Here is a 12,096-nt window from a genome sequence, read left to right on the forward strand (position 1 = left end):
TTAATCCCCATCATCCAAGGAGGGATTTAACAATGGCACGTTTTACCGAAAGAGCGAACCGGGTCCTGCGCCTGGCCCAGGAAGAAGCCCTGGCCCTGCGTCACCCGGCCATAGGCACCGAACATATCCTGCTGGGGATCTTACGGGAGGGCGACAGCGTCGCCGCCCGCGCCCTGACCAATCTGGGAGTTAACATCAAAGCCGTCCGCGAAGAGGTCCGCAAGGTCATCCGGCCGGGCGAAGCCGTCGTCGGCGGCGAGTTGGGCCTGACCCCGCGGGCGAAAAGGGTCCTGGAGCTGGCCAACGAGGAAGCCCGGCGCCAGGGGGTCAACTACGTCGGCACCGAGCACCTCCTTTTAGGCCTGCTGGAGGAAGGTGAGGGCCTGGCGGCCCAGGTCCTGGGCGGCCTGGGCTTAAGCCCCGAGAAGATCCGCGAGCAGGTAATCGCCCTGCTGGGAGGGGCCGGCCAGCCCCAGACCGGCGGCTGGACCGTCCTCTTCGGCAACCTGCCCTTCGGCATGGCGGCTTTCCCCGGGGGCATGGGCTTCCAGGCCCAGGGTATGCCCGCGGGGGCCAAGATGCAGGAGCGGCGGCCCGGGCAGACGCCCACCCTGGACCAGTTCAGCCGGGACCTCACCCGCCTGGCCCGGGAAGACAAACTCGACCCGGTAGTCGGCCGGGAGAAAGAGATTGAGCGGGTCGTCCAGATCTTAAGCCGCCGGACCAAGAACAACCCGGTCCTCATCGGCGACCCGGGCGTGGGCAAGACGGCCATCGTCGAGGGCCTGGCCCAGAAGATCGTCCAGAACCAGGTGCCGGAGGTCCTGCGGGACAAACGGGTGGTGGCCCTGGATATGTCCGGCATGGTGGCCGGCACCAAGTACCGGGGCGAGTTCGAAGAGCGCTTTAAAAAGGTCATGGACGAGGTCCGGGCTGCCGGCAACGTCATCCTCTTTATCGACGAGCTCCACACCCTCATCGGCGCCGGGGCCGCCGAGGGGGCCATCGACGCCGCCAACATCTTAAAACCCGCCCTGGCCCGGGGCGAACTCCAGACCATCGGCGCCACCACCATCGACGAGTACCGCAAGCACATCGAGCGGGACGCCGCCCTGGAGCGCCGCTTCCAGGCCGTCATGGTGGAAGAGCCCACGGTGGAGGAAACCATCGCCATCCTGAAGGGCCTGCGGGACCGGTATGAAGCCCATCACCGGGTCAAGATCACCGATGAGGCCCTGGAGGCCGCCGCCCGGCTCTCCGACCGCTACATCACCGACCGCTACCTGCCGGATAAAGCCATCGACCTGGTGGACGAGGCCGGCTCCCGGGTGCGCCTCAAAGTCTACACGGCCCCCGACGACGTAAAGAAGCTGGAGGCCCGCCTGGAAGAGCTCGAGAAAGAAAAAGCCGCGGCCGTCAACGCCCAGGAGTTTGAAAAGGCCGCCACCCTGCGGGATGAAGAGAAGAAAATCAAAGAAGAGCTGGAAGCCAAAAAGGGCGAGTGGCAGAAGGAAAAGGGCCTGGAGAAATCCGTGGTCACGCCGGAGGACATCGCCCAGATCGTCTCCAGCTGGACGGGGATCCCCGTTACCCAGCTCGCCCAGGAGGAGAGCGAGCGGCTGCTGCACCTGGAGGACGTCCTGCACCAGCGGGTCATCGGCCAGGACGAGGCCGTCCACGCCGTGGCCCGGGCCGTGCGCCGCGCCCGGGCGGGCCTCAAAGACCCCAAGCGGCCCATCGGCTCCTTCATCTTCCTGGGACCCACCGGCGTCGGCAAGACGGAGCTCGCCCGGGCCCTGGCCGAGGCCCTCTTCGGCGACGAAGACGCCATGGTCCGCTTCGACATGTCCGAGTACATGGAGAAGCACACCGTCTCCCGGCTGGTGGGCGCCCCGCCCGGCTACGTCGGCTACGAGGAGAGCGGCCAGCTGACGGAGGCCGTCCGGCGCCGGCCCTACAGCGTCGTCCTCTTCGACGAGATCGAAAAGGCCCACCCGGACATCTTTAACGTCCTGCTCCAGGTCCTGGACGACGGCCGGCTCACCGACGCCAAGGGCCGCACGGTGGACTTCCGCAACACGGTGATTATCATGACCTCCAATATCGGCGCCAGCACCATCAAGCGGGAGAGCCTGGGCTTCAAGGCCTCCACCAGCGAAGTGGCGGCCGAGTCTTACGACAAGATGAAGAAGCACATCCTGGAAGAACTGCGGCGGACCTTCCGGCCCGAGTTCTTAAACCGCATCGACGACCTCATCGTCTTCCATGCCCTCTCCAGGGACGACATCCGGAAGATAGTCGACCTGATGCTGGCCGAACTAAACCGCCGCCTGGAGGACAACAACCTCTCCGTCGAGGTAACCGACGAGGCCAAAGATATCCTGGTCCGGGAGGGCTTCGACGAGGCCTACGGCGCCCGGCCCCTGCGCCGCGCCATCCAGACCCTCATCGAAGACCAGCTCTCCGACGAGATGCTGGCCGGCAAATTTAAACCCGGCGACAAGGTCCGGGCCGTCGCCCGGGACGGCAAGATCGCCCTGGAAAAGGCGGCTTAAGGCCGCAACGGGATAAAACCCATAAAGCACCCGCGCGCCACGGGTGCTTTTTCTTTTTCTATCCATATTCTATATGCTTCAATATTGATGAAAAAAACATGCGAAGGTTGGTATATATAGTCGATTATTGCACCGACGAGGTTTACGGCTCCCTGGGGGCGGAAGGGTATTTTACGGAAATCTCCCCCCTGAATCCCAGCAGTCCTTACTCGGCCAGCAAGGCGGCGGCTGACCTGCTGGCCCTGGCTTACTATAAAACCTACAATCTGCCGGTGATCGTTACCCGCTGCTCCAATAACTACGGGCCGTACCAGTTTCCGGAAAAACTGATCCCCCTGATGATTACCAATGCTTTGGAGGACAGGCCCCTGCCGGTGTACGGCGACGGGCTGAACGTGCGCGATTGGTTGCACGTGCGGGACCACTGCATCGCCCTGGACCTGGTCCTCCATAAAGGCCGCCCCGGGCAGGTGTACAATATCGGCGACAATAACGAAAGGACCAACATCGAGATAGTCCGCCGGGTGTTGCGCGAGCTGGGCAAGCCGGAATCTCTGATCACCTTTGTCCAGGACCGGCCGGGCCATGACCGCCGCTACGCCATAGACGCTACCAGGCTGCTCCGGGAGCTGGGCTGGCAGCCGGCCTATGATTTTGAGCAGGGCCTGAAAGAAACCATCAGGTGGTACTGCGAGAACCGGACTGGTGGCGGAAAATCAAGTCCGGGGAGTACCGGGGCTACTACCGGCGGATGTACGCCGCCAGGCTGGGGAAGGCCCGGGGATGAAAATTATCATTACCGGCGGCCGCGGGCAGCTCGGGCGGGAGCTGGCCGGGGTGCTTCTGGAGGCCGGCGGGCATGAGGTGATCAGCCCGGGCGCCAGGAACTCGATGTGACCAGGATGGAAGAGCTCATCCGGGCGTTTAAAGCCTTTTCGCCGGAGGTAGTTATCCACGCCGCCGCCGCAAATGTGGATCAGTGCGAACTGGATCATGACCTGGCCTACCTGGTGAACGCCCTGGGCAGCCGCAACGTGGCGGCGGCCGCCGCTATGGTGGGGGCCAAGCTTGTTTTTATCAGCACCGATTATGTCTTTAACGGCCGGGCGGGGCGGCCCTATACGGAGTTTGACGCCCCGGATCCCATCAACATCTACGGCAAATCAAAGCTGGCCGGGGAGCGCTACGCGGCCGAACTTTGCCGGCGGTATTTTATTGTCCGCACCTCCTGGCTTTACGGCCGCCATGGGAAGAACTTTGTCAAAACGATGCTGGACCTGGCCGGGAAACGAGACGAAATCGCTGTGGTTAATGTTCAGGTCGGCTCGCCTACTTATGCCGGGGATCTGGCCCGCTTTATCGCCGGCCTGATTGAAACTGAGCTGTACGGTATCTATCATGCCAGCAACGGCGGCGAGTGTTCCTGGTTTGCCTTTGCCCGGGAGATCTTTCGCCTGGCGGGACTGAACCACGTCAGGGTCCGGCCCATTTCTTCGGCGGAATTAAACCGAACGGCCCCCCGGCCGGCCTATTCGGTGCTGGACAATTACTGCATAAGGCTGCAGGGCCTGCCGGATTTACGCTGCTGGCAGGAAGCCCTGCGGGATTTCTTGAAGGGAGAGGTGCTATCATGATTGCCGGGGTGCAAGTCAAAAAACTGGTCAGGCACTGCGACGACCGGGGCTTCTTTATGGAAATCTTACGGGAAGATGACGAAATATTTTCCCGCTTCGGCCAGGCTTCCATGTCCAAGTCCTATCCCGGCGTTATCAAGGCTTTTCACTATCACGAGCACCAGGACGACCTGTGGTTTTTCCCGGTGGGCAATGCCCAGGTGGTCCTTTACGACCTGCGGGAGGATTCCCCTACCAGGGGCGAAACAAATGTTTTCTACCTGGGTGAGGACAACCCCATTTTGCTTCTCATACCCCGCATGGTGGCCCACGGCTACCGCGTGCTGGGCAACGAGCCGGCCATTATAATCTACTTCACCACTGCTTCCTACAACCGTTCCCATCCGGACGAAAAACGCATCCCCTGGGACGACCCGACCATCGGCTTTGATTGGACAACCAGGTACCGTTAAAAAGAGGTGGATGGCAATGAAAGCCCTGATTCTGTCCGGGGGCAAGGGTACGCGCCTGCGCCCCCTTACCTACACGACGGCCAAGCAGCTCATCCCCGTAGCCAACAAGCCTATTATCTTTTTTGTCCTGGACCAGATTGTCGAGGCGGGGATTCGCGATATCGGCGTGATCATCTCCCCGGAAACGGGGACCCTGGTCAGGGATGCCCTGGGGGACGGGTCCCGCTGGGGAGCGCGAATAACCTAAAACCCTCCTGGCGGGGGGGAGCTGGAGATTACCGACGCCATCCAGGAGCTTTTGAATATGGGTTACAACGTAGCTGCCCGTAAGATTGAGGGCTGGTGGCTGGATACGGGCAAGAAGGACGATATCCTGGAGGCCAACCGGGCGGTGCTTGATGCTTACGCCCGGCTGGAAATCAGGGGCGAAGTCGATGCGGAAAGCCACTTAAGTGGCCGGGTGGAAATCGGCGCCGGCACGGTGGTGAAAAACAGCGTGGTCAGGGGACCGGCCGTTATCGGGAAGGATTGTGTAGTGGAAAACTGCTTCGTCGGCCCCTTTACAGCCGTCGGCGATAACTGCCGGCTTTATAATGTGGGTCTGGAATATTCGGTGATCCTGGAAGGCTGCGAGATCAAGGACGTCCAGCGCATTGAGGACAGCCTGCTGGGAAAGAGCGCCCGGGTCTGCCACTCCGGGGACAACCGCCGCGCCCTGCGCATGTTTTTGGGTGATGATGCGGAACTGGTGATATAGACCGATAAATTTGCCTGCCCTGAATTCCACCCTTGAAAGTTTTTATCGTCCCCAAAAGGGGCTATAGGAGGAAAGGGCAAAAATGGGAAGAGGGGCATTCACTACTTTCATACAGGCAGCAATGAAAGAAGCTGTCATCGAGCAGCTTGAAGATGGTACTTTCTTCGCCGAAATACCTCCGTACCCTGGTGTTTGGGCTGACGGAAAAGATGAAAAGGAATGCCTAGCCACTTTGCAGGAAGTACTTGAAGAATGGCTTCTTTTTAAACTGCGGGATGGGGATAACGATATTCCTGTTTTAGGCGGCGAGGATTTAAATCATAAATGGCAAGTAAAGCTCTAAGTATGATTTTATGCGTCGGGGCCGGCATAAACTTCGCATACCCAATCACCATGGTGATGATATAAGCGTTTCATTATTAATCAGAATTTTAATAAGCAACGTTAGCAAGGAAGAATGGGATAGCTTGAGTGAATGAATAAAACTCATTTCTATAGTTGTATATCGCAGTGGCCAAGCTGATGACCGTGTTGGCCGGTGCTTAGTTAAATTTCACTTTATAAGATCTATGTCCATAATACGGAGTGGGATCGGAGATGGTACGGCGATGGTCACCGCTGTGTAGTTAAGTATAATTTAATTTGTTCAGGTGAAGGTGATGGAGAGGCGCCTGTTGCCCCGGGATGTTATATGATAAAATAAAAAAAGGAGAATTATCCCTGATGCCCTCAATCGATCTCCCGATCAAACGTTTGGTCCAGCGAAGAGCTGGTGACTGGATAAGATTTCTACAACGGTCATGCCGGGAAGAGTGGATCAGGCCATGAGCCCATGGGCTATTACGACCCGGCTCTACCGGCCCGGATGATGCGCTACCGGAGTGATATCTGGGAGGCAACTTTACAAGCTGGCAAAGGAACGCCTCCAATTCTCCAGGCAGTGTTTTTCTTTTACCCTGAACATGATAACAAAAACCACCAGCTCAGTGATTACTGGGGTAACTTAAAGACCCTGGAATTTACCTACCGGGTAGTTCGGGTTTGGGAAGAGCCCAGGCAATCCGTGATAGAGCGGGGACTTATCGGTCTTTACCCCCTGCTTCCGTTAATGAAGGGAGAAAAAAACAACTGCGCTGCCGGCTCCGGAGTACGCCTAAATTATCCCTGCGGTGCAGAACCTAATTCTAGTTGGAATCCATATATGATACGGGGGATATAAAGATGAATCCTTTGGAGCGAATTACAATTGATCCTTCGGTTTGTCACGGGAAGGCCTGCATCAAAGGAACCAGGATACCTGTAAGTGTTATTCTGGATAACCTTGCTGAAGGTATAAGCCAGGAAGAAATCCTGAAGAGTTATCCTTCTTTATCCTTGGAAGATATTAAGGCAGCAATAGCTTACGGTGCTATGCTGGCTAAAGAACGACATATTGCCCTGTGAATTAAGGGGAATAAAGATGCTGAGATTTAAAATCGATGAAAATCTTCCCATTGAGATTGCTGATCTTCTCAGGGAAGCAGGTTATGAAGCTGAAACTGTCTGGTCAGAACAAATCCAGGGATTTTCTGATATTGAACTTTTAGGTATTTGCCGGAATGAAAAACGGGTTCTAGTTACCCTTGATATGGATTTTTCGGATATTCGCAGGTATAGACCTGAAGATTATCAAGGAATAATTTTACTTCGTATAGCGTCTCAAGGCAAACAGAGTGTTATAAATCTTTTCAAAAAAGTCATCCCCCACCTACGTTATCAGAATCTTATTGGATATTTATGGATAGTACAAAAAGATCGAATCAGGATTAGAGGACCTGAAAGATGAAAGGTCCAAATCCTGGACCGCATTCTAGATGAGCTGTTTGCTGCTGATACTATAGAAGAAGCGCGGGCAGTTATTTTAGGAAAGATCGCCGGGGGCCTCCAGTAAGTGCTTTTATGAGCGAAACACCTAATTCTAGTTGAGTCGCCAGCTGAGATTGGGGATGAGTATAAGTTGTCTGGATAATAAAGTCCCATTATGTAAGCCGCCAGGCAGCCCCGAACCCCGTCATCAGGTCGGTGTGGGAACCCTGTTGTTTGGAGGATTAAACCATGCATGACAAGTTAAGGCGACTTATAGACCGCTTATTTAGAAAAATGATTGTACCTTTCCTTGGTGCTGGCGTTAGTTACAATGCCAATCCAGATGGACTAACTAGAACGCCAGATATGATTAGACGTTTGGCACAAGAATTAATATTAGAAGCTAAAAAATCTACCGAACTAGCAAAGTTTTTATTATGCATCTGTGGCAAACAAGATGGGACAGAATCTGATCTTTGCATAGATAAGTTATGTAATGCTGGTATGGCTGTTCTTGCAGAAGTTTATATACATCTACATAATGAAGTTAAAGCCTGTAATATTTTAAGGGTTGCCGAGTTTTGTGATTTAGAACCTACCCCGACGCATTGCTATATTGCTTACATAGCACGGGAAGGCTATATAAACGAGATTATTACTACGAATTACGATACCTGCATGGAAAAGGCTTATGAAAAAAGCTTTAATAGGAATTTTACTAGTCGACAGGTAAGAGTGGTAACGAATTTATCTGAATACCGTCATTTTATCGATGATAGTAATCCCAAATACCCACTTCTACATATTTATAAAATTAATGGTTGTGCTAAAAAGTTTAAAGAAGATCCCCAAAACGAAGCTGCTAATATTGTTCTTACAGAACGCCAATTGCAGAACTGGCGCGAAAATAAATGGGCCCAGGACATGTTCCGTGACCGATGCCGTACGCGGTCGATATTATTTTCAGGTTTTGGAAGCGAGGAACCTCAGATAAGGCATACTGTTTTACAGGTGATGGATGAATTTATAAACAACGGGCAGAATTCAGGTAATAATGTAGAGGTATGGGATTATGAGAACTCTCCGTTTATTGCTGAATGGGGTGAAATGACTTTTTACCAGTTTCAAATTTTGAGTTCTTACTTGAGAGCCCACGGGTTAACTCAAATTACTATTAATGAAGTCCAAGAAGGAGCTTTTACTAAAAGTGATAAGGAGCTTTTTGACCGTTACCTACCTTGGAATGGTAAAAACCTTGATATGGAGCAGTTTTAGGGCGTTGTTTATTTACTATTTATACAGCGATTATTATCTGAAAAATATTTTTCCCCAGGGAGTAAATTTAGCAATTATCTCCCTATAAGCCTTTCAATTCAACAACTTTTATTACAAGAATTTCGCCAGGAGATCTTGGGCCAGGGAGGTAATGAGTTTAAATTACAGGATCTTTTTATTTGGCATGAGAACGCCAGTTATCTCCAAGTCTCAGCTTTGCATCATAGGATACTTTTTCCGGGGGAAGAACTTGAGCCATATAATTATTGCGCTTTTCGCGATGAACCGGTGGCTCTTTGCATGCTCTACTTCCTCTGGTGGCTTTGCTATCGTGCTTATAATTATAAAGATAAAAGCTGGTTGCTTCCTTGTGCAGAAGGAAAAGCATTAGTACGAATATTTGTTGCTGAAGATAATAAGATCAAAATTCCGGTATACGTTTGCGGTAGGGATGGCTATTATAATTTAAATCAATTGGTTATGGGTTATGAGCCACCTTATTCTTTGGGCGTAATTTTTGTTCTAAATGGATATGGTCTTGAACCTAAAGTATTTCCCATATCCAATATAATAGATAGCCAGTTAGATATAATCCAATTTTATATAATCCCCGATGTTTATTGTTTTCGTAATTCATGCCAGAGCCTGGAGGATATATTAGAGGGTATAAGAAATCTTATTACAGACCCTGCTAAAATAAAAAAAGAAGCAGTTCATTGGAAGAAATGGGTGGAGGAAATCTATCAATGATAGAGCATTTCAAGGAACTTTCAACCAAGATAAATGGGATACCTATTAAATGTCAAAGGGAGTACTTTGAAAATGATGGAGCATTACCACCTTCTTTATTAATAACCTCTCCGGCTATGGTAGTTGCCATTTTTGCTCCTGATGCAAATAAAACATGGAATGAGCAACATGCTGCTTCATTTAAAAAGGCAGTCAGAATGATTAATTACGTTATTCAATACCATGATACTCATCAAAACCTCGTTGTAATATATGTGGCACCTGATAAAGAACACTATAAAAATGCTGAAAGAGATTTTGTTAACCCATCGTTTACTGAGGGGGAATATGTTCTTTATTTATTCCGTGAGGAAGATATAAAAAAAGTAGACAAAATACTTTCGTTATTTGAAAATATCCAATGGCGAATCGAAAAAATAACCTTTGAAGAATGGTTAGAGGCTGTCTTGAAAATTCAGGACAATAAACTCGTTAAAGAATGGTTGCAGGATTTTTTAGAGGAATTGTTAAAAAAAGAGATAGCCCTTGATTTACGTCAGGTAATTATAGATTCAATTCGCCAAAAAGCAGAAGAAATAGTTCGGCAAATAGAGGGAGGTTCTCGCAATGGAAGAAACGATCAGGATAAAAGAGATTACACTGGAGGGCTTTAAGTGTTTTTTTAAAAAGCAGTCAATTAATTGTGATGCCGATGTCATAATTCTTACCGGAAATAATGGTTTTGGTAAAACTTCATTTATTGAGGCCCTCGAACTTATGGCTACAGGGAAAATTGAGCCGCGGATAGGTGAAAATAGCACTAAGAGGCCTTTCGAGAACTATATCAATAGGAATTTGTTATCAGGAGAAGCCAAAGCCAGGATAAAGGTCAAATGTCAAGACGGGCGAGTTTTTCAAGCAACGCTATTACCGGAAAGATTAGATGAAGAAAGTACTCTATTTCCACTCAATGGTTTTTCAACTTCATTTGTACGCAGTAGTTGTTTTTTTTATCAGGATGGGGTAGAGAGTACATTTGGCAGGTCCCAGGAAGGAATTCAAGGAATAGCTGATGCTTTCGTAGGCGATTTTCCTAATAGAGAAATCCTGCTGGATGCGCTGGTAAAAGCGGCCGCTGAGGTTGAGAATATTCGAAGTAGCTTTCGAGCCAATTTAGGCAATGAGGATATTTTAAAAAATGAAGCGGCTGAGCAGGCCAGAAATTTACAAGCAATCATAGAATCAAATGAGTATCTAAAACAGCTAATTCCATTCCCAGCAAAGTTGGTTATCGCAAGTGGAAAATTGTCCATTCGGTATAAGGAAAATATACAAAAATGGGTTGCAGCTTTAACCGGGCATGAACAGGGAGACCAGCCTGTATGTAAATTACTTGAGGAAGCAATTAAAGCAATTGAAAGTATAAGGAAGCAAGCTTTGGCTGATATACCACCACAAGCTGATATAAATGAAGGAGTTGCCAGGTTAAAAGAATTATTGGATAACCTTCCTGATTTTTTTCCTGTAACTGAAACTTCCCCTAAGGGAAATATTGCCTTAAAAGAGCTTACTGAGAAGGAAAAAGCCCTTGAACTAGAGCTCGCCAGGATCAAGACGCAGATGGGGCTTCTTTTAAGTGAAGAACAACTACCTATTCCAGGCACAAATATTTCAACCTGGATGGGGGAAATCCCCCTTATTGCTTCAATCGATTATATGTTAAAGGTAAAGGCTAATTCCTCGGAAGTAGTAGTTGATGAGATATGGTCGATGTTGGAGAAGCATGGTGGTGATTGGAGCGATAAATTAAAAAGCAAGTGGCTTCAATATAAACAACTCCGTGACGAAGCCACGGCAATTACCCAAAAGATTTTTGAGATTAGGAAAGAAATTACTGGTATAAAGAAAAAAGAGGTGGATTTTGATAATCTTTTGCAAGCCCTCAAATTATGGAGTGCCATTTTTGGAGCTCCTTTAGAAAAAGTAAACTTGGAAGATGGTACTGGATATGATCTTAAAAAGGCCCGTATGATGCTAAAAGAAAAATTCGTGAATATAAATGCTGCTGAAACAATGACAGCTTGGAATAAAGTATTGGAGTATCTACATAAATGGCAACAGATTGAACAAAAGCTAGAAACAATTAAATTAAATTGGACCCCAGCAGCAAGAGAAGCCGATAAAAAGCTTTCAGATTTTATTAGCTGGGTCACTAAGAGAAATTTAGATAAATGGATTGAGGAAATAAAAGGCAATGCTTTAAGGGAAAATTATATTTCTAAATTAAACCAAGCCCTTGAGTATATTCTTTTTCAATTCGGTATGGGTAAAGAACTGGCCAAAAATGTACATTTTAAACGTAGTAATGGTAAGTTATATATACAGCGGTGGTCTGAAGATAATATAATAAGAGAAACAAATATTTTTCCTACTTTCTCGACAGCCCAAATAAATCAATTGGCAATTGCCTACATGCTTGCCCTTAATTGTGGGGTTAAAAATCATCCATTAGGTTTTATTTGCCTGGATGATGTATCTAGCGCATTTGATTTAAATAATCTTGCAGCCGATGCCCATCTAATTCGCATGTTGGCTTATGGTAATAATCAGAGGCGGCAGGTTTTTATTACCAGCCATCATGATATTATTACTTCACGACTTTTGCCCTTACTATTGCCACCTAGTGGATTTAGACTTAAAGTGATTGAATTTACTTCTTTCCGGCCAGAAACAGGACCAGAACTAAGGTTTTATGAATGTAAGCAGGCAAGATCAGGGTACATAGCCTTGCAGAATGTTTTTAAGGTGGAGGCATGATTACCATGTTATTTGCCTCTGCACCGGCCTGC

General features: G+C 49.4%; 12 protein-coding genes and 1 pseudogene. All 13 read left to right on the forward strand.

Annotated elements, in window-relative coordinates:
- The first annotated feature begins 32 nt into the window (after positions 1-32).
- The 13 genes and pseudogenes from MOTHE_RS00870 (at position 33) to MOTHE_RS00935 (ending at position 12,064) form a co-directional block, all read left to right on the forward strand.
- Positions 33-2,555, forward strand: coding sequence for an ATP-dependent Clp protease ATP-binding subunit (locus MOTHE_RS00870; RefSeq protein ID WP_011391709.1), 2,523 nt, complete (start codon positions 33-35; stop codon positions 2,553-2,555).
- Between the two features lie 119 nt (positions 2,556-2,674).
- Positions 2,675-3,342 (forward strand): annotated as a pseudogene (locus MOTHE_RS00875) (dTDP-glucose 4,6-dehydratase); the annotation flags it as partial.
- A gap of 115 nt (positions 3,343-3,457) precedes the next feature.
- Positions 3,458-4,189 (forward strand): dTDP-4-dehydrorhamnose reductase, encoded by a 732-nt coding sequence (gene rfbD / locus MOTHE_RS00880; protein WP_235551392.1) that lies wholly within the window; start codon positions 3,458-3,460, stop codon positions 4,187-4,189.
- Positions 4,186-4,641, forward strand: coding sequence for a dTDP-4-dehydrorhamnose 3,5-epimerase family protein (locus MOTHE_RS00885; protein ID WP_011391711.1), 456 nt, complete (start codon positions 4,186-4,188; stop codon positions 4,639-4,641). Before rfbD ends, MOTHE_RS00885 begins: the two co-directional genes overlap by 4 nt.
- Positions 4,642-4,657: 16 nt before the next feature.
- On the forward strand, positions 4,658-4,888 hold the full coding sequence (locus tag MOTHE_RS13765; protein WP_051498631.1) for a sugar phosphate nucleotidyltransferase: 231 nt from the start codon (positions 4,658-4,660) through the stop codon (positions 4,886-4,888).
- 21 nt (positions 4,889-4,909) lie between these two features.
- A complete protein-coding gene (locus tag MOTHE_RS13770) occupies positions 4,910-5,398 on the forward strand; it encodes a sugar phosphate nucleotidyltransferase (protein ID WP_338104117.1) in 489 nt (162 codons plus the stop codon).
- Positions 5,399-5,480: 82 nt separating this feature from the next.
- On the forward strand, positions 5,481-5,741 hold the full coding sequence (locus MOTHE_RS00900) for a type II toxin-antitoxin system HicB family antitoxin (protein ID WP_011391712.1): 261 nt from the start codon (positions 5,481-5,483) through the stop codon (positions 5,739-5,741).
- Between the two features lie 878 nt (positions 5,742-6,619).
- Positions 6,620-6,841, forward strand: coding sequence for a DUF433 domain-containing protein (locus MOTHE_RS00910; RefSeq protein WP_011391714.1), 222 nt, complete (start codon positions 6,620-6,622; stop codon positions 6,839-6,841).
- Positions 6,842-6,857: 16 nt separating this feature from the next.
- A complete protein-coding gene (locus MOTHE_RS00915; protein ID WP_200901620.1) occupies positions 6,858-7,223 on the forward strand; it encodes a DUF5615 family PIN-like protein in 366 nt (121 codons plus the stop codon).
- A 269-nt stretch (positions 7,224-7,492) separates the two neighbouring features.
- The gene (locus MOTHE_RS13385) at positions 7,493-8,518 is read left to right on the forward strand and encodes an SIR2 family NAD-dependent protein deacylase (protein WP_053094551.1); all 1,026 of its coding nucleotides are present in this window, start codon (positions 7,493-7,495) and stop codon (positions 8,516-8,518) included.
- 135 nt (positions 8,519-8,653) lie between these two features.
- On the forward strand, positions 8,654-9,268 hold the full coding sequence (locus MOTHE_RS13390; protein WP_053094552.1) for a hypothetical protein: 615 nt from the start codon (positions 8,654-8,656) through the stop codon (positions 9,266-9,268).
- Positions 9,235-9,921, forward strand: a complete 687-nt coding sequence (locus MOTHE_RS00930; RefSeq protein WP_162490010.1) for a hypothetical protein — start codon at positions 9,235-9,237, stop codon at positions 9,919-9,921. Before MOTHE_RS13390 ends, MOTHE_RS00930 begins: the two co-directional genes overlap by 34 nt.
- Positions 9,875-12,064, forward strand: a complete 2,190-nt coding sequence (locus MOTHE_RS00935; RefSeq protein ID WP_053094553.1) for an ATP-binding protein — start codon at positions 9,875-9,877, stop codon at positions 12,062-12,064. Before MOTHE_RS00930 ends, MOTHE_RS00935 begins: the two co-directional genes overlap by 47 nt.
- The last annotated feature ends 32 nt before the right edge of the window (positions 12,065-12,096 follow it).

Origin of the sequence: Moorella thermoacetica, from assembly GCF_001267405.1 — a bacterium.
GTDB lineage: Bacteria > Bacillota > DSM-521 > Neomoorellales > Neomoorellaceae > Neomoorella > Neomoorella thermoacetica.

Excerpts from the sequence above, each read along its gene's own strand:
- MOTHE_RS00870 (WP_011391709.1), top strand. The coding sequence starts at position 33 with ATGGCACGTTTTACCGAAAGAGCGAACCGGGTCCTGCGCCTGGCCCAG.
- rfbD (WP_235551392.1), top strand. The coding sequence starts at position 3,458 with ATGGAAGAGCTCATCCGGGCGTTTAAAGCCTTTTCGCCGGAGGTAGTT.
- MOTHE_RS00885 (WP_011391711.1), top strand. The coding sequence starts at position 4,186 with ATGATTGCCGGGGTGCAAGTCAAAAAACTGGTCAGGCACTGCGACGAC.
- MOTHE_RS13765 (WP_051498631.1), top strand. The coding sequence starts at position 4,658 with ATGAAAGCCCTGATTCTGTCCGGGGGCAAGGGTACGCGCCTGCGCCCC.
- MOTHE_RS00900 (WP_011391712.1), top strand. The coding sequence starts at position 5,481 with ATGGGAAGAGGGGCATTCACTACTTTCATACAGGCAGCAATGAAAGAA.
- MOTHE_RS00910 (WP_011391714.1), top strand. The coding sequence starts at position 6,620 with ATGAATCCTTTGGAGCGAATTACAATTGATCCTTCGGTTTGTCACGGG.
- MOTHE_RS00915 (WP_200901620.1), top strand. The coding sequence starts at position 6,858 with ATGCTGAGATTTAAAATCGATGAAAATCTTCCCATTGAGATTGCTGAT.
- MOTHE_RS13385 (WP_053094551.1), top strand. The coding sequence starts at position 7,493 with ATGCATGACAAGTTAAGGCGACTTATAGACCGCTTATTTAGAAAAATG.
- MOTHE_RS00935 (WP_053094553.1), top strand. The coding sequence starts at position 9,875 with ATGGAAGAAACGATCAGGATAAAAGAGATTACACTGGAGGGCTTTAAG.